At 72.3% G+C, this 20,410-nt stretch carries 18 protein-coding genes; 11 read left to right on the top strand and 7 right to left on the bottom strand.

Features of this window, described 5'->3' with window-relative positions:
• Positions 1-67 precede the first annotated feature (67 nt).
• From DB32_RS11660 to DB32_RS11690, 7 genes are read left to right on the top strand one after another with little or no spacing between them, the layout of a single operon-like run.
• Entirely contained in the window at positions 68-2,515 is a 2,448-nt protein-coding gene (locus DB32_RS11660) for a glycogen/starch/alpha-glucan phosphorylase (RefSeq protein WP_053232501.1), read from the top strand.
• Positions 2,516-2,567: 52 nt separating this feature from the next.
• Positions 2,568-3,836: a sensor histidine kinase gene (locus DB32_RS11665; protein ID WP_053232502.1), complete on the top strand. Its 1,269-nt coding sequence runs from the start codon at positions 2,568-2,570 to the stop codon at positions 3,834-3,836.
• Between the two features lie 47 nt (positions 3,837-3,883).
• The gene (locus DB32_RS11670) at positions 3,884-5,305 is read left to right on the top strand and encodes a serine/threonine-protein kinase (protein ID WP_169791419.1); all 1,422 of its coding nucleotides are present in this window, start codon (positions 3,884-3,886) and stop codon (positions 5,303-5,305) included.
• 13 nt (positions 5,306-5,318) lie between these two features.
• Positions 5,319-6,002, top strand: a complete 684-nt coding sequence (locus DB32_RS11675) for a DUF4336 domain-containing protein (RefSeq protein ID WP_053232504.1) — start codon at positions 5,319-5,321, stop codon at positions 6,000-6,002.
• 35 nt (positions 6,003-6,037) lie between these two features.
• Positions 6,038-6,628 carry a type 1 glutamine amidotransferase domain-containing protein gene (locus DB32_RS11680; RefSeq protein ID WP_053232505.1) on the top strand — a complete coding sequence of 197 codons (591 nt, stop codon included), beginning with the start codon at positions 6,038-6,040 and terminating at the stop codon, positions 6,626-6,628.
• On the top strand, positions 6,628-7,458 hold the full coding sequence (locus DB32_RS11685) for a helix-turn-helix transcriptional regulator (protein WP_075097508.1): 831 nt from the start codon (positions 6,628-6,630) through the stop codon (positions 7,456-7,458). The genes DB32_RS11680 and DB32_RS11685 overlap by 1 nt, the downstream gene beginning before the upstream one ends.
• Before the next feature lie 54 nt (positions 7,459-7,512).
• A complete protein-coding gene (locus DB32_RS11690; RefSeq protein ID WP_053232507.1) occupies positions 7,513-7,956 on the top strand; it encodes a VOC family protein in 444 nt (147 codons plus the stop codon).
• A gap of 1 nt (position 7,957) precedes the next feature.
• Here DB32_RS11690 and DB32_RS11695 read toward each other — a convergent pair whose 3' ends face one another.
• Positions 7,958-8,452 carry a DUF2452 domain-containing protein gene (locus DB32_RS11695; RefSeq protein WP_053232508.1) on the bottom strand — a complete coding sequence of 165 codons (495 nt, stop codon included), beginning with the start codon at positions 8,450-8,452 and terminating at the stop codon, positions 7,958-7,960.
• A 40-nt stretch (positions 8,453-8,492) separates the two neighbouring features.
• Positions 8,493-9,581 (bottom strand): alanine racemase, encoded by a 1,089-nt coding sequence (locus tag DB32_RS11700; RefSeq protein ID WP_053232509.1) that lies wholly within the window; start codon positions 9,579-9,581, stop codon positions 8,493-8,495.
• Between the two features lie 30 nt (positions 9,582-9,611).
• On the opposite strand from DB32_RS11700, the gene DB32_RS11705 reads away from it, so the two are divergent.
• Complete coding sequence (locus tag DB32_RS11705; protein WP_053232510.1) at positions 9,612-10,673, top strand: type I asparaginase; 1,062 nt, start codon at positions 9,612-9,614, stop codon at positions 10,671-10,673.
• A gap of 27 nt (positions 10,674-10,700) precedes the next feature.
• On the opposite strand, the gene DB32_RS11710 is transcribed toward DB32_RS11705, so the two are convergent.
• Positions 10,701-11,837 (bottom strand): CAP domain-containing protein, encoded by a 1,137-nt coding sequence (locus DB32_RS11710; RefSeq protein ID WP_053232511.1) that lies wholly within the window; start codon positions 11,835-11,837, stop codon positions 10,701-10,703.
• A 214-nt stretch (positions 11,838-12,051) separates the two neighbouring features.
• Between DB32_RS11710 and ygfZ the strand changes: the two genes are divergently transcribed.
• A complete protein-coding gene (gene ygfZ / locus DB32_RS11715; protein ID WP_053232512.1) occupies positions 12,052-12,975 on the top strand; it encodes a CAF17-like 4Fe-4S cluster assembly/insertion protein YgfZ in 924 nt (307 codons plus the stop codon).
• A gap of 3 nt (positions 12,976-12,978) precedes the next feature.
• Here ygfZ and DB32_RS11720 read toward each other — a convergent pair whose 3' ends face one another.
• The 3 genes from DB32_RS11720 to DB32_RS11730 all read right to left on the bottom strand — a co-directional run bounded on the left by DB32_RS11720 (position 12,979) and on the right by DB32_RS11730 (position 16,312).
• A complete protein-coding gene (locus tag DB32_RS11720) occupies positions 12,979-13,239 on the bottom strand; it encodes a hypothetical protein (RefSeq protein WP_053232513.1) in 261 nt (86 codons plus the stop codon).
• A gap of 46 nt (positions 13,240-13,285) precedes the next feature.
• Complete coding sequence (locus DB32_RS11725) at positions 13,286-14,215, bottom strand: glycosyltransferase family 2 protein (RefSeq protein ID WP_169791420.1); 930 nt, start codon at positions 14,213-14,215, stop codon at positions 13,286-13,288.
• Between the two features lie 69 nt (positions 14,216-14,284).
• Positions 14,285-16,312, bottom strand: coding sequence for a CRTAC1 family protein (locus DB32_RS11730; protein ID WP_053232515.1), 2,028 nt, complete (start codon positions 16,310-16,312; stop codon positions 14,285-14,287).
• A 68-nt stretch (positions 16,313-16,380) separates the two neighbouring features.
• Between DB32_RS11730 and DB32_RS11735 the strand changes: the two genes are divergently transcribed.
• Together DB32_RS11735 and DB32_RS11740 are read left to right on the top strand one after the other, a co-directional pair.
• Positions 16,381-17,862, top strand: coding sequence for a S10 family peptidase (locus DB32_RS11735; RefSeq protein ID WP_053232516.1), 1,482 nt, complete (start codon positions 16,381-16,383; stop codon positions 17,860-17,862).
• Positions 17,863-18,421: 559 nt separating this feature from the next.
• Complete coding sequence (locus DB32_RS11740) at positions 18,422-19,105, top strand: hypothetical protein (RefSeq protein WP_157068968.1); 684 nt, start codon at positions 18,422-18,424, stop codon at positions 19,103-19,105.
• 87 nt (positions 19,106-19,192) lie between these two features.
• Here DB32_RS11740 and DB32_RS11745 read toward each other — a convergent pair whose 3' ends face one another.
• A complete protein-coding gene (locus DB32_RS11745) occupies positions 19,193-20,197 on the bottom strand; it encodes a hypothetical protein (RefSeq protein WP_053232518.1) in 1,005 nt (334 codons plus the stop codon).
• Positions 20,198-20,410 lie beyond the last annotated feature (213 nt).

The following is a 20,410-nucleotide window of genomic DNA, read 5'->3' on the forward strand; positions in this document are numbered from 1 at the left end:
CCCCGAATGACCTGAACGGATGCGCGACGCTTGCCTGCGTGACGCATCGATCCGACACTGCGCCGGCATGAAGATCCGCGAGCCGATCCCGGGAGCGCCGCTCCCCGTCGACCAGCCCTCGATCAAGCAGTCGATCGTCCACCACCTCGCGCACACGCGCATGCGCGACCAGTACCGCGCGAGCGCGTCGGACGTCTTCCACGCGGTCGCGCGCGCGGTGCGCGATCGCATCGCGGATCGGTGGCTCGGCAGCACGAAGTCGCAGTGGGACGACGGCAAGAAGCGCGTCTACTACCTGTCGATGGAGTACCTGCCGGGGCGCCTCCTGCGCGACGCGGTGCTCAACCTCGGCATCGAGAGCGAAGTGCGCGGCGCGCTCACGGAGCTCGGCCTCTCGTACGACGACGTGCTCGAGACCGAAGCGGATCCCGGCCTCGGCAACGGCGGTCTCGGTCGCCTCGCGTCGTGCTTCCTCGACTCGATGGCGACGCTCGGCATCGCGGGCACGGGCTACGGCATCCGCTACGACTACGGCATGTTCCGCCAGGCGATCGTCGGCGGCGCGCAGGTCGAGGAGCCCGACACCTGGCTGCTGCACGGATCGCCGTGGGAGACGTCGCGCACCGAGACGACGTACACGGTGCGTTACGAAGGCCGCGTCGAGCCGCGCGTCGACCCCACCGGCCGCACGTTCTACGCGTGGGTCGACACCCAGGACGTGATCGCCGAGGCGCACGACATCCCGGTGCCCGGTTATCGAAACGGCGTGGTCAATACGCTCCGTCTATGGTCGCCGCGCCCGGTGCAGGAGTTCGATCTCGCGCTCTTCAACGCCGGCGATCACTTCGGCTCGGTGCACAAGCGCAACGTCGCCGAGAACATCTCGCGCGTGCTCTACCCGAACGACTCGGGCCCGCCGGGAAAGGAGCTGCGCCTCCGCCAGGAGTACTTCTTCGTGAGCGCGTCGCTGCAGGACGCGGTCACGCGCCACCTCGCGCGCTGGGGCTCGCTCGACGACCTGCCCGAGAAGTGCGTGTTCCAGCTGAACGACACGCACCCGGCGCTCGCCGTCGCCGAGATGATGCGGCTGCTCATGGACGAGCACCTCTTCACGTGGGAGCGCGCGTGGTCGATCACGAAGCGCGCGTTCGCGTACACGAACCACACGCTGATGCCCGAGGCGCTCGAGACGTGGCCGGTCCACATGCTCGATCGGCTGCTGCCGCGTCAGCTCGACATCATCCGCGAGATCGATCGCCGCCTCGGCATCGAGATCGCGCAGGGCCACGACGAGCAGGCCCAGGCGCGCATGGCGATCATCGAGCGCGGCCCGCAGCCCAACGTGCGCATGGCGAACCTGTCGATCGTCGGCAGCTTCAGCGTCAACGGCGTGAGCGCGCTCCACACGCAGCTGCTGCGCGAGCGCATGTTCCCCGAGCTCGACAAGTTCTTCCCCGGCAAGTTCAAGAACGAGACGAACGGCGTCACGCCGCGCCGGTGGATCCAGCAGTGCAACCCCGAGCTCGCGAAGCTGATCACCGAGGTGGTCGGGAGCGACGCGTGGGTGACCGACCTCGAGAAGCTGCGCGAGCTCGAGAAGCACGCGGGTGACTCGGCGTTCCTCGAGCGCTTCCGCGCGATCAAGCGCGACAACAAGGCGAAGCTCGCCGCGTTCCTCGAGAAGGAGCACGGCTTCCGCTGCGATCCGAGCTCGATCTTCGACATCCAGATCAAGCGCATCCACGAGTACAAGCGGCAGCTCCTCAACGTGCTGCACGTCATCCACCGCTACCAGCGCATCAAGGCGGGCGAGAAGCCCGAGGCGCCGCGCACGGTGATCTTCGGTGGCAAGGCCGCGAGCGCCTACGACATGGCGAAGCGGATCATCCACCTGATCAACCACGTCGCGAAGACGATCAACGAGGACCCCGAGGCGCGCGAGCACCTGCGCGTGTTCTTCGTGCCGAACTACCGCGTCTCGTACGCGGAGCGGCTCATCCCCGCGGCCGATCTGAGCGAGCAGATCTCGACCGCCGGATGGGAGGCGTCGGGCACCGGCAACATGAAGTTCGCGATGAACGGCGCGGTCACGATCGGCACGCTCGACGGCGCGAACATCGAGATCGCCGACGCGGTCGGCGAGGACAACATCCTGATCTTCGGCATGACCGCGGAGCAGGTGATCCAGCGCGTGCGTGCCGGCTACCAGCCGTGGCAGCTCTACGAGAGCGACACGCGCCTTCGCGCGGTGATCGACGGCATCTCGCACGGCGCGTTCTCGCGCGACGAGCCCGGCCGCTTCCGGCCGGTCGCGCAGTCGCTGCTCGACAACGATCGCTTCCTGCTGCTCGGCGACTTCGCGTCGTACGTCGAGACGCAGCAGCGCGCGGAGCAGCTCTTCCGCGACGTGCCGCGTTGGACGCGCATGTCGCTGCTCAACGTCGCGCGCATGGGCCGCTTCTCGAGCGACAACACGATCCGCGGGTACGCCAAGGACATCTGGGGCGTCCTTTAGGACGGGTCGCCTGGACTTGGAATCCGCGTCGTCGGGGCTCACACACTGAGCTGTGGAGGAGCCGGCGACGCACGCGGGGCCGGAGACGACCAGCGAAGCTTCGCGCCGTCTCGACGAGGCGCGGCTGCGGCTCGTGCACCTCGACGCCGAGGGCGCGAGCTCCCTCGCCGCGAAGCTCGCGCGCATCGCGCGCATCGCGGCGCGTTGCCTCGCCGTCGAGCGGGTGAGCATCTGGATGTTCTCGAGCGAGCACGGAGGCGGGCTCCGCGCGCTCGAGATCTTCGACCCGCGCGCGCCCGAGGACGACATCCGCTGGATCTCCGCGCAGAGCCTCGGCGCGTACGCGCGCATGCTGTGCGATCGACGGGTGATCGCCGCGCATCGCGTGCGCGAGGACGACGCGACCCATCACCTCGTCGACGGCTACTTCGCGCCGCTCGAGATCTCGGCGACCGTCGAGGCGCCCATCTACCGCGACGGGGTCGTGGTCGGCGTGGTCTGTCACGAGCACCGCGGGCCGGCGCGCACGTGGACCGCGGAGGAAGCGGACTTCGCGGTGTCGGTCGCGGAGGTCGTCGCGCTCGAGCTCGCGACCGCCGATCTGCGCGAGGCGCACGAGGCGCTGCGCCGGCAGGAAGTCGCGATGCACGACGCGATGCGCGACGAGGCGATCGCACGGCTCGCGCGCGGCGTCGCGCACGACGTGAACAACCTGCTCGCGGTGGTCGTGTCGGCGGCGGCGCTGCTGCGCCGCAACGCGCGCGGGGACGCGCCGCCTGCGGAAGCAGAGGTGATCGAGGAGGCCGCGAACAGCGCCGCGCGTCTGGTTCGTGATCTGCTCGAGGTCGGCCGCGCCGCGTCCACCGATCGCGGAGACTGCGAGCTCGACGAGGCGCTCCACGACGCGGTGCCGTCGTTGCGCGGGATCGCGAGCGAGCGGCGGCTCGCGATCATCCCCGACGCGCCCGGATGGATCGTGCCGCTCTCGATGGTGCGCCTCGAGCAAGTGCTGCTGAACCTCGTCGCGAACGCGTGCGACGCGACGCGCGCCGGCGGACGCATCGAGGTGCGCACGCTCGTGGTCGCGCCCGGTCGTGTCGCGATCGAGATCGAGGACGACGGCACCGGCATCGGTCCCGGGGTGATGCCGCACCTGTTCGAGCCGTACTTCTCGACGAAGAGCGCAGGCCGCGGGCTCGGCTTGCCCACCGTGCTCGCGATCGTCCGCGGCGCGCGCGGCGCGATCGACATCGCGCCCGCGCCCGGTGGGCGCGGCACCATCGCGCGCGTCGAGCTTCCGGCGAAAGCGCCGACGCGCTGAGCGGATCCGCGCTCGCGCCGCTCGATGCGTCGCGTATGCTGACCGAGATGAGCAGCACACGACTCGGTCTCGGCGTCGAGGCCGAGGACGACCACGAATCGACGGTGATGGTGGAGGTGCTCGCGGCGGGCTCCTTCTTCGCCGATCGGTTCCGCGTCGGCCCACCGCTCGGCGCGGGCGCGATGGGGCGCGTGGTGCAGGCCCACGATCTCGTGTCCGGCCACGACGTCGCGCTGAAGGTGCTGCACCGCGAGCGCGCGCGCGACGCCGAGACGCTCGAGCGCTTTCGACGCGAGGCCGCGATCCTCGAGTCGATCGGGCATCCCGCGATCGTGCGTGTTCTCGCGATGGGCGAGGCGTTCGCGATGCCCTGGCTCGCGCTCGAGCTGCTGCACGGCGAGACGCTGAAGCAGCGGCTGCGTCGCGGCCCGATGCACCCGCACGAGATCGTGCCGGTGCTCAACACGCTCTGCGACGCGCTCGCGGCGGCGCACCTGCGCGGCGTGGTGCATCGCGATCTGAAGCCCGAGAACGTGCTGCTCGTCGCGGGCGGACGCCCGCCCTGCAAGATCGTCGACTTCGGTCTGTCGAGCTTCACGGCCGCGAAGACGCTCACGCACACCGGCTCGATCCTCGGCACGCCGCGCTACATGGCGCCCGAGCAGATCAAGTCGGCGCGCGACAGTGATCCGCGCGTCGACGTGTTCGCGGTCGGAGTGCTCCTCTACGAGATGCTCACCGGCGTCTCGCCGTACCCCGCGGAAGACATGGGCCAGCTGCTCGGGTGCGTGCTCGAAGGGCGCGTCGTGCCGCTCGCGCATCGACGGCCGGATCTCGCGCCCGCGATCGGCGCGGTGATCGAGCGCGCGATGGCGCGCGAGCGCGCGCAGCGCTTCCAGACCGCGGGCGCGATCGCCGAGGCGTACGCGAACGCGATCGGTGTGCGATCCGGGCGCTCACAGCTCGACATGCCGGCGCCCGAGCTCGCGACACCCGCGCCGCACCATGCCGACGGCGCGGCACCGCTCGTCGATCCGTTCGGCGCGTCGCACCCGATCGCGACGCGCCCCGAGTCGGAGCGCCCGGCCGCGCTCGCCGCCGACGTGCACGACGGCGAGCTGTCGCGACACCCGCTGCTCGCGACGATCGCGCCGCGCCGCGAGAGCGCGATCCCCGCGACGCGCATGCACCTCGAGGACGTCGCGCCGCCGCCGCCCGCGATGCTCGCGCCACCTGCTGCGCGTACGTCGGCGCCCGAATTCACGCGACCGAGCCAGCCATCGTCCGCACCGCGACCGCCTGCGCCGCGCCCGAAGCCCGCGGCGCCGCGCTCGCGCGGTGGCGGCTGGCTCCTCTTCGGCCTCGCGCTCGTCGCGGTGACGATCGTCGCGACCGGCGCGGGGCTCGCGCTGCGCATGTGGACGAGCGGTACCCTGCGCATGCCCGCGGCCGCGATCACCGCGCCCTGAGCCCACGAGCACGATGACCACTCACCTCGTTCCGTTCGCCGACGGCATCTGGACCGTCTCGAGCCCGCTGACGTTCCTCGGCTTGCACCTCGGCACGCGCATGACCGTCGTGCGACTGCGCAGCGGCGGCCTGCTCGTGCACTCGCCGATCGCGCTCTCGCCCGCGCTGCGCGCCGAGATCGATCGGCTCGGGCGCGTCGAGCACATCGTCGCGCCGAACCTCTACCACCACCTCTACGCGGCCGAGCACCAGAAGGCGTGGCCCGAGGCGATCCTCCACGCGCCCGCGCGTCTCGCGTCGAAGCGCTCGGATCTGCGCATCGACGCGCCGCTCGGATCCGCGCCGCACGCCGACTGGGAGGGCACGCTCGAGCCGGTCGTGATGAAGGGCTCGATGCTCGAGGAGACGGTGCTCGTGCACCCGAGCACGGGCACGCTCGTGAGCTGCGATCTCGTCGAGCAGTTCTCGAAGGCTGACCACCTGCCCTCGCGCATCTACTTCCAGACGATGGGCATCTGGAAGAAGCCCGGCCTCGCGTACGCGCTGCGCCTGCTCTACCGCGATCGACGCGCGGCGCGGCGCAGCTTCGACGAGCTGCTCGAGCGCGACTTCGATCGCATCGTGCTCTCGCACGGCGACCTCATCGAGGCGAGCGGCCGCGAGATCCTGCGCGACGCATATCGCTGGCTGAAGTAGCGCGAGATGGCACGCGCGCTGCGTCGTGTGGGCGCATGGCCACGCACGATCTCAGCGGGAAGAAGGTCGCGATCCTCGCGACGGACGGGTTCGAGCGATCCGAGCTCCACGAGCCGAAGAAGGCGCTCGAGGAGGCAGGCGCGAAGGTGCGCATCATCGCGCCGCACGAGGGCGCGATCCGCGCGATGGAGCATCACGACTGGGCCGACGACGTCGCGGTCGACGCGACGACCAGCGAGACCATCGTCGACGACTTCGACGCGCTGGTGTTGCCGGGCGGCGTGATGAATCCCGACAAGCTGCGCATGGACCCCGACGCGGTGCGCTTGGTGCGCGAGGCGAACGCGGTGGGCAAGCCCATCGCGGCGATCTGCCACGGTCCGTGGACGCTGATCGAGGCGGACGTCGTCGAGGGCCGGCGCGTCACGTCGTATCCGAGCCTGCGCACCGACCTGATGAACGCCGGCGCGAAGTGGGTCGACGAGCAGGTCGTCGTCGATCGCGGCCTCGTGACGAGCCGCAAGCCGGACGACCTCGCCGCGTTCTGCGCGAAGCTGATCGAAGAGATCGCGGAAGGCCCGCACCGCCGCGCGAAGGACGAGCGCCGCGAGCAGCCGCGCGCCTGATGCGGCAAGCTCGCGGGGTGCGCTTCGTCGCCCGCAAGCCCTCGCCCGCGCTCGCGCCCTACGTCGCTCGGCTCTGGTGCTACGAGTCCGGCGCGCTCACGCACACGCGCGAGCGCATCGTGCCCACCGGCGGGATGCAGCTCCTCGTGAACCTCCACGAGGACGAGCTGCGCTGGTGGGACGGCGCAGGGCTCGATCGCGCGCACCGGATGCACGGCGCGGGGATGCAGGGCATCTACGATCGCCCGTTCGCGATCGACACGATCGAGCAGCGCGCGATCGCCGGCGTGAGCTTCGCGCCCGGCGGCGCGTGGGCGTTCTGCGGCGTGCCCGCGAGCGCGCTGGCGCGCGATCACGTGCCGCTCGACGCGCTGTGGGCACGGGACGGCGCGACGTTGCGCGAGCGCTTGCTCGAGGCGTACGCGCGCGGCGAGGTGCTGCGCGAGCTCGAGCGCGTGCTCCTCGCGCGGCTCTCGATCGATCGTCTCGGGCGCGACCTCGACGTGCACGGCGCCGTGCGCGCGCTGCACGACGGCATGACGGTGCGCGCGCTCACCGACGCGCTCGGCAGCAGCGAGAAGCGCTTCGTGCGGGCGTTCGTGGCGCGCGTCGGCGTGACCCCGAAGCGCTACGCGCGCGTGCTCCGGTTCCAGCGCGTGCTCGCGCGCGTGGCCGAGCTCGAGCGCGTGGAGTGGGCGCGCATCGCGGCGGAGTGCGGGTACTACGATCAATCGCACCTGGTGCACGAGTTCCGCGAGCTCTCGGGGCTCACGCCGTCGGCGTACGTGCCGCGCCTCCCGGAAGAGCCGAACCACGTCGTCCTCGGGTGATCGCGCGGCGTTTTCTTCCAATCGCGAGCGCGCCGCGCGCGCCACGATCCCTGCATGACGACGAACCACTCCCTGGTCCCGCACCTCATCGTCGAGGGCGCGCCCGCGGCGATCGACTTCTACGTGGGCGCGCTCGGCGCGCGCGAGATCGAGCGCTTCGCCACCCCGAGCGGCCGCGTGATCCACGCCGCGCTCGAGATCGCCGGTGCGCGCTTCACGCTCGCCGAGGAGCACCGCGAGTGGCGCAACGTCGCGCCGCGCGCGCTCGGCGGCTCGTCGGTGGTGCTGCGTCTCCGCGTCGACGATCCCGATGCGGTCGCCGAGCGCGCGCTCGGTCGCGGTGCGCGCGTGATCTTCCCGATCGCCGATCAGCCCTACGGCGCGCGCGAGGGCCGCGTCGAGGATCCCTTCGGGCACCTGTGGATCCTGAGCAAGCCGTTGCGCGACGTGCCGCGCGCCGAGATGGATCGCCTGCTCGCGAGCTACGACGAAGGGTGAGCTACTGGCCGAGCAGACGGCGCACGAGCTCCTGCGGGGCGGGCGCTCCAGTGTCTTTCGTGTCGTCGCCCTGATCGACGCGCGTCCACGACTGATCGAGCTCGAGCCGGTAGCTCCCGACGAACTCGCTCGCGTTGCGTCCCGCCCACTCCACGGGGCCGATCATCGAGAACCAGAGCTCGCCGTCGGCGCGCCGATAGAGGTGATAGATCTGCCCGGGCCGCCGCACGAAGTTGCAGCGCGCCCGGTGCAGGTCGAGATCCTTCCGCGTGTCCTCGAGGATGCGCCGCGCTTCTTCCTGGAGCGCCTGGATCTGATCGGCGATGACGCGCAGCTTCGCGCTCGCGGTCGCGCCGATCATCGCGTCGGCGTCGGCGATGCGCTTCGCCACGTCGACGAGATCGTGGGTCGGCGCGAGACGCGACATCGGGTAGGGCGACGTGGACGCGGGGCCGAGGTGCTTGCCGCCCTCGTCTCTCTTGGTGTCGTCGGACATCGGGGCCGGGAAACCTGGGTGCCTCGGGGCGCGGGGTCAATCACCAGCCGTTCACGCGATCCCAGCGCGCGATGACGCGCTCGTCGCCCGCGACCACGGCGTACTCCGCGTGCATCGCGGCGGTGATGCACGCGTGGTTCGGCCGGATGCGCACGCGATCCCCGATGCGCAGCGACGAGGGCGCGCCCGCGATCATCCCGTGCTCCTGGTTGACCGACGTCACGCGCGCGCCGAGGGGCGCATCGCGGAGATCGCGCACCTCGCCGTAGCCGCCGCCGAAGCGCTCCATGCTCCGGTCCGCCGAGAGCGCGAGCGAGCCTGCGTCGATCAGCACCACGCCCTCGCCACGCCGAACCCCGATCACCGACGCGAGCACGGTCAGCGCGAGATCGTCCTCGCCGCACGAGCCGATCGCGTGCTGGAACCGATCGAAGAACGTGTACACGCCCGCGCGCAGCTCGGTCACGCCCCCGAGGTGCGCCGCGTGCACCGCGGTCGGCGTGGACCCGACGCTCACCGTCTCGACGTCGTGCCCCGCCTCGCGCAGCCGCGTCGCCGCGCGCACCGTGCGCGCTCGCTCGTCCTCGGCGATCGACGTGATCTCCGCGATGCTCGCGGCGCCGTACGAGTGACCCGCGTGCGCGAGCACGCCCGCGAGCCGCATGCGGCGGCCTCGCGCGAGCACGCCGGCGATCGCGAGCAGCTCGTCGCTCTCCGCGTCGATCCCGCCGCGGTGCTGTCCGACGTCGATCTCGATCAGCACGCGCACCGCGGGATCACGCTCCGCGAGCGCGCGCGCGACGTCGACGTCGTCGGTGATCACCGTCAGCCTCGCGCCGCGCGCGACGAGCGCCTCGCACGCGTCGATCTTCGCCGGATCGAGCCCGACCGCGTACGTCAGATCGCGCACGCCGTGCTCGAGGAAGTACGACGCCTCGCGCAGCGTCGACACCGTGATCGCGCCGTCCGCCGCGCGCCGCGCGACCTCGATCGACTTCGCCGTCTTGAGGTGCGGCCGCAGCGACACCCCGAGCGCCGCCGCGCGCGCCTTCATCCGCGCACAGCTCCGCTCCAGCACGTCGCGCTCGAGCACGAGGCACGGCGTCGGGAGTTCTCGCAACGTCGTCATCGAGACCCCTTGCTACCATGCGCGCCTCTCATGCACGACGTCGCGCGGGTCCTGGTCCTGCACACGGGCGGCACGATCGGCATGCGCGAAGGCCCGCGTGGCTTCGCGCCGGTGCCGGGCGCCCTCGAAGAAGAGGTCGCGCGCCGACCGATGCTCTGTGATCCCAGCGAGCCGCGCTTCACCACCGCGCGCTTCGAGGACGGGACGCGCGTCCGCTACGACGTCGTCGACTACGACCCGCTGCTCGACTCCGCGAACCTCGATCTCTCGCACTGGGCGCGCTTCGCCGCCGACATCGGCGCGCGCTACGACGACTACGACGGCTTCGTCGTGCTCCACGGCACCGACACGATGGCCTACACCGCGAGCGCGCTCTCGTTCCTGCTCGACGGGCTCGGCAAGCCGGTCGTGCTCACGGGCTCGCAGATCCCGCTCTCGCGCGTGCGCAGCGACGGCATGGACAACCTGCTGACGGCGCTGTGGATCGCGGCGCGCTCGCGCCTGCCCGAGGTGATGCTCGCGTTCCACCACAAGGTGTTCCGCGGCAACCGCGCGACGAAGGTCGACGCGACCGAGCTCGCCGCGTTCGCCTCGCCCAACCTCGCGCCGCTCGCCGAGGCGGGCATCGCGCTGCGCGTCCACCGCGAGCTCGCGCTCCCGATGCCCACCACGCCGTTCCACGTCGACGCGTCGCTCTCGCCGCACGTCGCCGCGCTGCGGCTCTATCCCGGCATCACCGAGAGCATCCTCGAGAACTTCCTGCGCCCGCCGCTCGAGGGCCTGGTGCTCGAGACCTACGGCACCGGCAACGCGCCCGAGCGGCGCTCGTTGCTCGACGTGATCGAGGCCGCGACGCGCCGCGGCGTCATCGTGCTCAACGTCACCCAGTGCCTGCACGGCACCGTGAGCGCGTCGTACCAGGCGGGTCGCGCGCTCGCCGAGGCCGGCGTGCTGCCCGGCGGCGATCTCACGCCCGAGGCTGCGCTCACCAAGCTCTGCTGGCTGCTCGGCAAGCGCGACCTCTCGCGCGACGAAGTGCGCCGTCGCCTGGTCACGCCGCTGCGCGGCGAGATGACCGACGAGCGCGGCTGAGCTCCGCGCCCGTCGCTCACGACGACGTCAGCGACGCCGGCCCCAGCGACCCTCGACGCGGAAGCCGGGCACCTGCACGTGCACGCCGCCGCGATAGACCGGCGCGTAGGGCGCGATCACGGTGCCGGGCGGCGGCGTGACGATCACGCGGCGACGCGGCGGGGGCGGGTAGTAGATGCGCGGCGGCGGCGGGGGCGGGTAGTACACGCGCGGCGCGTAGACCGGCGGCGGCGCGTAGACCGGCGGCGGCGCGTAGACCGGCGGCGGCGTGTAGACCGGCGGCGGCGGCGCGACGATCTGCGGCTGCACCGGCTGCACGGTCGTGCCCGCGACGCAGCCCGTCGCGTCGTACCCCGCGGGCGCGCCGGTCACCGAGAGATCCGGCGCGAGCTGCTGCCCCGGCTGCGCCCCCGCCGGCATCGGGTAGTACCACCAGCGGCTCTGCGAGCAGACCCAGTAGCCCGACACCGCGCGCCCGGTCGGCCCCGGCACCACCACGGTCGGCCGCGTGCCCTGCGGCACCTGCGTGACGAACCCGCTCGCCTGCGGCGCGACGATCTGCGGCTCGACCACCTGCGGCGCGACCACCTGCGGCGCTGCGATCTCCGGCTCGACCACCGTGACCGTCGCCTCGCCCGGCGCGGCCTCGACCACCTGCGGCTCGCTCGCGTCGACCACCGCCGGCGCCTCGCCCGCGGGCTCGATGCGCCCGAACACCTGCGTCACGTAGAGCCCGCGATCGTCGTGCACCGACGCGATGCCCACGTGCGTGAACCGCGGGTTCAGCATGTTCGCGAGGTGCGGCTCGCTCGCCTCGAGCGACTGCTGCGCGTCCGACGACGTGTGGTGCATCGCGACGTTCTCGGCGAGCTCGTCGATGCCCAGCCCCGCCGCGTGCACACGATCGGCTGGGGTCCCGCTCTGCTCGCTCACGTGCTCGAGCACGTCGCGATCGGACATCTCGACGCTGTGCACCAGCGCCGCCGCCTCCAGGTGCGCGTCCCGCGCGAGCGGCGCCAGGCCGGCGGCGGTGCGGCGCGCGTTGATCGCGTCCAGCATCGCCTGCTCGCCCGCGGCGTCGCGCGTCTGCGCGGCGACCGGCGCGGTGATCGTCGCCAGCGCGACGAGGGTGAACAGGGCCAGACCGGACTGCGCTCGATGCATGGCGTTTCTCTCCAGTGTGGAGACGTGCACCGGCCCGAGCAATCCCCACGCCACGTGACGCCGTGCCTCTGGAGGGGGCGATTGCCTCGGAAAAGCAGACACATGCCCGCCCTCGGAGCGCGCCACGACGCCGATCGTGCCAGGGGATCGCGTGGACGCCCGTTCACGCACCACGCCCTTGCGGCTGCACCATCAGCGCTGCACAGCTGCCCGCATGACGAGCGACGCGCAGGTGCGAGAGGCGGGCTGGCTGGAGTCGACGGCGGGCGTGCGCGCCCTCGAGGATCGCGTGCTCGTGTCGGTGCGTGGCGACGACGCGCGCACCTGGCTGAACGGGCAGATCACCAACGACGTCCGCACCACGCGCGCCGGCGACGCGGTGTACGCGCTCGCGATCCACGTCAAAGGTCGCGTGCTCGCCGACCTGTTCGTGCTCGATCGCGGCGAGCGCGGCCTCGCGATGACGCTCCCGCGGCGCAACCTCGCGGCGCTGCTCGAGCACTTCGAGCGCTACGTCATCATGGAGGACGTCGAGCTCGTCACCGACGAGAGCGTCGCGCTCGTCACGGTGCAGGGCCCGCGCGCGAAGGACGTCGAGACCGACGGCCTCGAGACCTACGCGTGCGATCGCCTCGGGCGCGGCGGCGTCGACGTGCTCGCGCCGAGCGCGCAGCGCGACGAGGTGCTCGCCGCGCTCACCCAGCGCGCCGCGGCGATCGGCGGCGGCGCGATCTCGGAGGAGGGCTGGGAGCTCGCGCGCCTGCGCGCGGCGCGTCCCGCGCTCTTCGCCGACTTCGGCGAGCACACGTACCCGCAGGAGGCCGGCCTCGAGCAGGGCGCCGTCTCGTTCCAGAAGGGCTGCTACCTCGGCCAGGAGGTCGTGTGCATGCTCGAGAACCGCGGGCAGCTCAACCGCCGCCTCGTCGCCCTCGAGAGCGACGCCGAGCTCGCGCCCGGCGTCGGCATCACCGACGCGAGCGGCGCCAAGCTCGGCGAGATCACCAGCGCGGTGCGCGATCCCGAGCGCGCGCGCACCCTCGCGCTCGGCTTCGTGAAGCGCGCGCACGCGAGCGCGGGCACCGAGCTCACGAGCGACAAGGGCGCGCTGCGCGTCACCGCGGTCGTCGCGAGCGCCTGACGCTCACTCGCGCGTCACGACGCGCTCGACGCGCAGCTCGAGGCGCTCCGACTCGCTCTCGCCGCGCGTCGTCGGCGTCACCTTCCAGCCCGGATCGCGCATCAGCGCTTCGATCACCGCGCGCGCGATCCGCGGGCGCACCACGCGATCGAAGCGCGCGTGCCACTCGTATCCGTCCTCCTCGCCCTCGTAGTCGTCGGGGAACGAGGCCGAGAGCCGGAGCTCGATCGTGTACGTGCGCTCCTCGCGGTAGTCGTCGCTCATGCGCGCTGTCTTTGCGCCGCGCACGGCCCCCGTCGAGCGCTTCCGATCACGCCGCGGGGCGCTTGTAGCGGTTCATCAGGAACGGCTCCATCCAGAGCACCTTCCCCAGCCCCGCCGCCGCCGCCGCGAGCCGCGCGTTCGTGCCGCCGCGCCCGAGCAGCACTCCGCTCGCCGGCGCGAGCGCCGTGTTGCCGACCGCCTGCATCGCGCCCGCGAGCATCCACGCCGCCGCCTCGGCGAGCGACGGGTTCTCGCGCGCGATGCACGAGTACGTGCGCATCTGGCCGCACGAGAAGCGGTACTTCAGCGTCGTCGTCAGCTCGAGGCGCTGCGGCGGAACGTGCTCGAGCACGCGCGCCTCGCGGCACCACACCAGGCGATCGCCGCGCTCGTGCATCGCGCGGATCAGCTTCGTGTCCTCGCCGCCCACGAGCCCGAGCGCGATCTCGAACGGCGCGTCGCTGCCCAGCGCCTCGCGCAGGAACATCGAGTTGCCGGTGCCCACGTACGCGACGCGACGCGGATCGAGCGCGCCGGTCACGTCGTCGAAGTCGCGCGTCAGCCACTCGAGCGCCCACTCCATGCCGTCGGGGATCTCGCCCTCGCACACGAAGATCACCGCGCCGAACACCGCGGCCGCGCGGTGACGCTCCTGCGCGTGCTCGAGCTCCTCGAGCCAACCGGGCTCCGCTTGCTCGTCGTCGTCGAGGAACGCGATGCGCTCGCCGCGCGACGCCGCGACGCCGCGGTTGCGCGCGTAGGAGATCCCGGCGCGCGGCTCGTGCTCGTAGCGCAGCGGCACCGGTGACTCGTCCATGAGCGCGCGCACCGTGTCGTGCGCGCCGGCGTCCGGCGAGTTGTCGACCACGACGATCTCGTGCCGCGCTCGCGCGTGTGGATGCTCGAAGCAGCTGCGCACCGCGCGCTGGAGGGATCGATTGCGGCGGAACGTCGGGATGACGACCGAGGTGTCCATGCGCGCTCCGCAGTGCATGCGGAGCGCCACCTCGCGATGCGCGCGACCACGCGGAGCCGGGCGCCGCGCTCAGCGGGTGACCAGCGTGGCGCCCGCGCCTCGCTGCACCACGAAGCGGTGCCCTGCCGTCACGCGGAACGTCTCCCTGGTGCCCGCGGAGTCGGGCCATCGCACGTCGACTTCCGCCTCGCATGCGGCGCCGAGGCCGAACGTCAGCGCGAGATCGCCCTGATCGCCGTAGTGGCCGTGGCCCCCCTCGATCTCGCGCGTCTGCGCCACGCCGGGCGTGCGCACCGTGACGCGCGCGCCGATCGCCGAGCGGTTGACGGTCCCGCCGCCCTCGAGGCGCAGCTGCACCCAGCTCGCCTCGCCGCCGTCGCTCGCGAGGCTCTCGAACAGGCGCACCTGCGCCGTCGGATAACACTCGTCGGGCGGGCCGCAGCGCATGCGCGAGTGCCCGAGCACCACGTCGAGGTCGCCGTCGCGATCGAAGTCGGCGACCGCCACGCCCTGCGCGCGGTGGTGATCGATCCCGTCGGCGATCGGCACCTCGCGGAAGTGCCCCGGTGTGTCTTGTTGGTAGAGGAGCCCGTGGTTGCCCGGGTACTCGCTGCCGCCGAGCCACACGTCCATCCACCCGTCGAGATCGAAGTCGAAGAACGCCGCGGTGATGATCCCCTCGTCCCACGACGCAGGGTCTGCGTGCGGGATCACGAGCCCCGTCGCATCGCGCCCCGGTCGCTCGAACCGCACCGCCGGGTCGCCGGTGTTGAGCAGCAGCTCCGCCCCATCGGCGCCGGCGCCCGCCCACCAGTGGCGGATCTCGGTCGTCAGCAGATCGACGTCGCCGTCGTTGTCGACGTCGCCGCAGATCGTCGCGCCGCTGTTGCCGCCGAGCCGGAACGGGCGGCGGTCGCTGTCGTGGCTCCAATTGTCGGCGCACGAGACCGCCGGCGCGGGCACCTCCGCGCATCCCTCGGCGGCGCGGTTCGCCTGGCAGAAGCAGCGCGCGAACTGGTTGTCCTCCCACGACCGATCGTCGTCGAACGCGTAGCCCGACTCGATCGACGCGTTGTCGTAGACGACGCCGTTCTCGTCGCGTCGCGCGCGCCACAGGTGGTTCGGCGCGCGGCCGTACGAGGCGACGAGCAGCTCGGACAGACCGTCGTCGTTCAGATCGCACGCCGCGGTCGACCACGCGCGGCTGTGGGCGCGCGCCGCGTCGAGATCGTCGAGGGAGACCCAGTCGCGCGTCTCGAGCCCCGCCGCGCTCGTCGCGTCCTCGAAGCGCCCGGCGCCGTCGTTGCGCCACAGCACGTCCTGCAGGAACACGAGCTGACCGGTCGCGGGCGACGTGACGTTGTGGTGCCCGACGAAGAGATCGAGATCGCCGTCGAGATCGTGATCGACGAACGACGCGCCCGCGGGCGCGTCGAGGCCGACGTCGAAGCGCACCGCGGCGCCGACCGTGAACACGCCGCCCTGCTGCACGAGGATGTCGCTCTGGTCCTCGCGGGGCGCGCCCTCGCCGTCGAGCGAGCTCACGCCGAGGTACGCATCGAGATCCCCGTCGCCGTCGACGTCGCCCCACGCGATCACGTCGACCGCGCGACCGCCGCTGCCCGCGCGCCGCGTGAGGAAGCCCGAGCGCTCGGTCACGTCCTCGAAGCGCCCGTCGCGCGTGTTGCGCAGCAGCCACGTGTGGCGCGCGCCGCCGGGCGCGAAGTCGTCGACGCCTGCGGGGATCCGCCGCACCACGAGGTCGGTCCACTCGTCGCCGTCGTAGTCGATCGCCTCGATGCGCACGCCCTCGACCCCGTCGAGGCCCCACTCGCTCGTCGCCTCGCGGAACGCGGGCTCACCGGGCTCCCAGCGGTTCCCCGCGCCGCAGATCGGCGGCGGCAGATCGGTGCACGCCTCGGCGTCGCAGAACTGATCCGCACCACACAGCTCGCCGCTCGGCGCGCCGCAGTGACAGAGCCCGTCGTCCGGTGAGCACACCGCGCCCGCGACCGCGCACTCGACGTTCGCACATCGATCCTCGCAGCCCGCGAGCGAGACCCACACCACGAACGCCACCACGACACGCCGCTGCATCGCCGCGCATCGTCGCAGGGCAGGGCGCTTCACGTCGATGGAGGGCCCGTGCGAAGGTCCACAGCGTCATGAGCGAGACCAAGCAAGACGACGCGAAGAAGAGCGTCGACGCGCTGCGACCGGTGCACGCCGAGCCCACCGAGATCGCGTCGATCACCAAGCACGAGACGACGCTCGCGGGGCGGCGCCTCGCGTACACCGCGACGACCGGCACCATCGTGCTGCGCGGCCCGAAGGACGAAGCCCGCGCGAGCATCTTCCACGTCGCGTACACGCTCGACGACGCCTCGCCCGAGCAGCGCCCCGTCACGTTCTGCTTCAACGGCGGGCCGGGCTCGTCGTCGGTGTGGCTGCACCTCGGCGCGTTCGGCCCGAAGCGCGCGGCGTTCCCCGATCCCCAGCATCCGCCGCCGCCGCCCTATCGCCTCGAGGACAACGACGCGTCGATCCTCGATCTCACCGACCTCGTGTTCGTCGATCCGGTGGGGACCGGGTTCTCGCGCATCGAGGGCGAGGCGAAGCCCGAGGAGTTCTACGGACCGACGCCCGACGTCGAGTCGGTCAGCGAGTTCGTGCGCGCCTGGGTGACGCGCAATCGCCGGTGGAACTCGCCGAAGCTGCTCGCGGGCGAGAGCTACGGCGGCACGCGCGTCGCCGCGATGGCGAGCCACCTCCAGGAGCGCGGCATGTTCCTCAACGGCGTGCTGCTGATCTCGCCGGCGCTCGATCTCGCGGCGCTCGAGTTCGGGCCCGAGAACGATCTGCCGAGCGTGCTCTACCTGCCGAGCTACGCGATCACCGCGCTCTATCACGGCGCGCTCGCGGACGTTCCGGTCGATCGCGAGGGCTGGCTCGGCGACGTGCGCGACTTCGCGATGCGCGAGTACGCGCCCGCGCTGCTCATGGGCTCGCGGGTGCGCAGCGACGAGCGCGCGCGCATCGTCGATCGGCTCGCGCGCTTCACCGGGCTCGCGCCGGCGTGGATCGAGCGCAACGATCTGCGCATCGACATCGCGCGCTTCTGCAAGGAGCTCCTGCGTGATCGCGGGCTGCTGGTGGGACGGCTCGACAGCCGGTTCACCGGCCACGACGCGGACCGCGGCACCGAGAGCATGGGGCGCGACCCGAGCTACAGCGCGCCGCACGGCCCCTACGCCGCGCTGATGAACGACTACGTGCGCCGCGTGCTCGGGGTCGAGCAGGAGCGCGCGTACGAGATCCTCAGCCTCAAGGTGAACGAGAGCTGGAAGTGGGAGATCCCGAAGGGCAGGAGCGGCGGGTACCTCAACGTCGTGGGCCCGCTGCGCGGCGCGATGCTCGACAACCCGCACCTCAAGGTGTTCTTCGCGAACGGCTACTACGACCTCGCGACGCCGTTCTTCGCGGCGGAGCACGCGGCGAGTCATCTCGGCGGTGAAGCGCACGTGCGCGCGAACGTGACCGAGGCGTTCTACGAAGCGGGGCACATGATGTACCTGCACGCGGCGTCGCGAGCGCGGATGCGGAGCGATCTGGTGCGGTTCTACGCGTCGGCGATCGGGGCGCAGTAGGCCGAGCACGCGCAGGTGGCACGTGGACGAGCACGCGGGACGAGCACGTGCACGGGGCGCGCGGTGTGTCGCGACGGTCGCGGCGAGCCGTCGCGAATCGCGCGACACGCGTGCGGCGCGGTCGCGCGATTCGCGCGGAGCGGGCCGGACAGTGTCCCTACGGTCGCGCGGTTCGCACGCAGCGGGCCGGACACGTGGCGGGGGCGTTCCTGCGCATCGCAGGGAGTGGGCGGACACGCGTCCGGTGGGTTCCTGCGAATCGCAGGACCGGTGCGGACACGTGTCTTGCGGGCCACTGGGCGCCGCAGGAAGCGCCCGGACGCGTGTCCGGTGGGCTCCTGCAGATCGCAGGAAGTGGGCGGACACACGTCGGGTGCGGTCCTGCGCATCGCAGGGTGCGCGCCGACACGCGTCGTGGGGCTTCCTGCGAATCGCAGGGAGCGTGCGGACACGCGTCGGGGCACGCCCGCACGATCGGGACGGGCTCGCGACGCGGGGAGTTGACGGCGCGCGCGTCGTGGTGCGCGATCACGCCGGGCCGAACAGGAGGGCCCGCACGATGCAGCTCCCGAGCAGAGACACACCCATCGCGCGCTGCGTGACGCTCAGCGCGTTCGCGCAGGCCGCGCTCCGCCGATACGCGACGTTGTTCGACGCGACGCCCGACGTCCGGGCGCGCCTCGAGTCGCTGGCCGTCAGCCTCGCCGATGCCACCACCACGCTCACGACGCAGCGCGCCGCGTACGAAGCCGCGGCGCTCGCGATGATCGGACCGCGCGTCGAGGTGAAGCTCGTCGACCTGCACGCCGACACGGTGGTGCGCAGCGTCAAGCGCGCCGCCGACGAGGCCGGCGTGGGCACGCTCGTGTTCCCGGCGGGCATGCAGCCGATCGTGAAGCCGGTCGGGGCGACCGAGGTCGCGGCGCTGCGCACGCTCGAGGGGCGCATCGCGTCGGCGAGCGAGTGGGCGGATCGCGAGGCCCAGCGGGCACGGATCGCGGCGGTGCGCGCGGAGTACGACGCGGCGTTGCTGCGGCGGCGCGACGCGGGCGCGGCGGCCGCGGATGCGCGCGCGCTGCGCGACGACGCGAAGGAGTCGTTCCTCGACGCGTACGCGGCGGTCGCCGCGGCGATCAAGGAGCTCTTCCCGCGCGATCGGCCGCGCCAGGACGTGTTCTTCGACGAGGCCCGCGCCGCGCGCGGCGAGGCCGCCGACGACGACGATCCGGCGCCGGCGACGTGAGGTGACGGCGACGTGAGGTGACGGCGCGCTCCGCACCACGGGGTGCGGAGCGCGCGTCGCACCGGCCGAGCACGAGCGCGGGGCTCTTCAGAAGATCGCGATCTCGAACATGCGCTCGAGGCCCTCTCCGCCGTTCGCGTTCGAGTAGGTGACGATCAAGCGGCACGTGCCGCGATCGAAGCCCTCGACCCGCACGATGCTCGCGGGGTCGACCTCGCTGCGCGCGCCGACCTCCGCGTCGTCGACGACGCGGCACACGCCGGGCGTCGCGACCTCGATCGCGCGGTCGGGGCGGCCCTGGCAGAGCGGGCGCCCCTCGACGACCGGCACGATGCGCACGGTGCCGACGGTGCGCGCGGGCAGCATCGACGCGCCGGTGCCGCCGACGAGGATCGCGTCGTCGATCGCGCCCTCGGGGACCAGCTCGACCTCGAGCGTGTCGGCGTCGTCGAGCAGGCTCGTGATGGTCGCGACGCCAGGGCTCTGGCCTGCGCGCAGCGGGAGGCTCGAGGTGGCGCCCGCCTCGGTGTCGAGCCGCAGCGTGTTCTCGGGCTCGACGACGAACGGATAGCTGCCCCAGCCGGTGAGCGCGACGCCGTCGGCCGCGGTGAGCTCGAGCGGGAGCGAGATGCGCGAGCTGCCCGCGAGGTACGACCCTTCGTCCTCGGTGGCGCACGCGTTCGAGACGACGGCGCGCGCGACGTCGTCGGACTCGACGATCACGGTGTCGAAGACCTCGTCGTCGGGGTCGTCGCCGGTCGAGACGCGCACGTCGATGCGCGCAGCACCGCGACCGTTCGCGAGGAGCTCGACGAAGCGGGGATCGACCATCGCGACGTCGACCGCGGTCGGCGTGTCGCTGCGCGCTTCGACGATCGAGCCGAAGGCGAAGCCCGGGCGCGGATCGAGCACGAGCGTCGCGCGGGATCCCACCGCGATGGGCGTGGCGACGTCGACCGGGCCCTCGTGGGTCGAGTAGGCGAACGCGAGGCTGCCCGCCTCTCCGTCGCCGTCGTCGCAGGCGGGGAGCGCGCAGAGCGCGAGCGTCGCGAGAGATCTCGCGACGCCGGAAGGGCGGGCGAAACGCAGCATGGCGATGTCCTCCGTCGTGAGCAGAGGACGTTCATCGCGAGGGGTGTGCCGGTCCGAGCTGATGAGGGAACGGGCACGAGCACCACCACGTGAGCGTGAGCGTGGTCGTGGTCGTGGTCGTGGTCGGTCGTTCGCGCGGGGGGAAACGGCCGACCACGACCACGACCACGTCTACGACCACGTCCACGTGAGCGTGAGCGGCGTGCTCGGTCG

Origin of the sequence: Sandaracinus amylolyticus, assembly GCF_000737325.1 — a bacterium.
Classification (GTDB): Bacteria; Myxococcota_A; Polyangia; order Polyangiales; family Sandaracinaceae; genus Sandaracinus; species Sandaracinus amylolyticus.

Excerpts from the sequence above, each read along its gene's own strand:
- DB32_RS11660 (WP_053232501.1), top strand. The coding sequence starts at position 68 with ATGAAGATCCGCGAGCCGATCCCGGGAGCGCCGCTCCCCGTCGACCAG.
- DB32_RS11670 (WP_169791419.1), top strand. The coding sequence starts at position 3,884 with ATGAGCAGCACACGACTCGGTCTCGGCGTCGAGGCCGAGGACGACCAC.
- DB32_RS11675 (WP_053232504.1), top strand. The coding sequence starts at position 5,319 with ATGACCACTCACCTCGTTCCGTTCGCCGACGGCATCTGGACCGTCTCG.
- DB32_RS11680 (WP_053232505.1), top strand. The coding sequence starts at position 6,038 with ATGGCCACGCACGATCTCAGCGGGAAGAAGGTCGCGATCCTCGCGACG.
- DB32_RS11685 (WP_075097508.1), top strand. The coding sequence starts at position 6,628 with ATGCGGCAAGCTCGCGGGGTGCGCTTCGTCGCCCGCAAGCCCTCGCCC.
- DB32_RS11690 (WP_053232507.1), top strand. The coding sequence starts at position 7,513 with ATGACGACGAACCACTCCCTGGTCCCGCACCTCATCGTCGAGGGCGCG.
- DB32_RS11695 (WP_053232508.1), bottom strand. The coding sequence starts at position 8,452 with ATGTCCGACGACACCAAGAGAGACGAGGGCGGCAAGCACCTCGGCCCC.
- DB32_RS11700 (WP_053232509.1), bottom strand. The coding sequence starts at position 9,581 with ATGACGACGTTGCGAGAACTCCCGACGCCGTGCCTCGTGCTCGAGCGC.
- DB32_RS11705 (WP_053232510.1), top strand. The coding sequence starts at position 9,612 with ATGCACGACGTCGCGCGGGTCCTGGTCCTGCACACGGGCGGCACGATC.
- DB32_RS11710 (WP_053232511.1), bottom strand. The coding sequence starts at position 11,837 with ATGCATCGAGCGCAGTCCGGTCTGGCCCTGTTCACCCTCGTCGCGCTG.
- ygfZ (WP_053232512.1), top strand. The coding sequence starts at position 12,052 with ATGACGAGCGACGCGCAGGTGCGAGAGGCGGGCTGGCTGGAGTCGACG.
- DB32_RS11720 (WP_053232513.1), bottom strand. The coding sequence starts at position 13,239 with ATGAGCGACGACTACCGCGAGGAGCGCACGTACACGATCGAGCTCCGG.
- DB32_RS11725 (WP_169791420.1), bottom strand. The coding sequence starts at position 14,215 with ATGGACACCTCGGTCGTCATCCCGACGTTCCGCCGCAATCGATCCCTC.
- DB32_RS11730 (WP_053232515.1), bottom strand. The coding sequence starts at position 16,312 with ATGCAGCGGCGTGTCGTGGTGGCGTTCGTGGTGTGGGTCTCGCTCGCG.
- DB32_RS11735 (WP_053232516.1), top strand. The coding sequence starts at position 16,381 with ATGAGCGAGACCAAGCAAGACGACGCGAAGAAGAGCGTCGACGCGCTG.
- DB32_RS11740 (WP_157068968.1), top strand. The coding sequence starts at position 18,422 with ATGCAGCTCCCGAGCAGAGACACACCCATCGCGCGCTGCGTGACGCTC.
- DB32_RS11745 (WP_053232518.1), bottom strand. The coding sequence starts at position 20,197 with ATGCTGCGTTTCGCCCGCCCTTCCGGCGTCGCGAGATCTCTCGCGACG.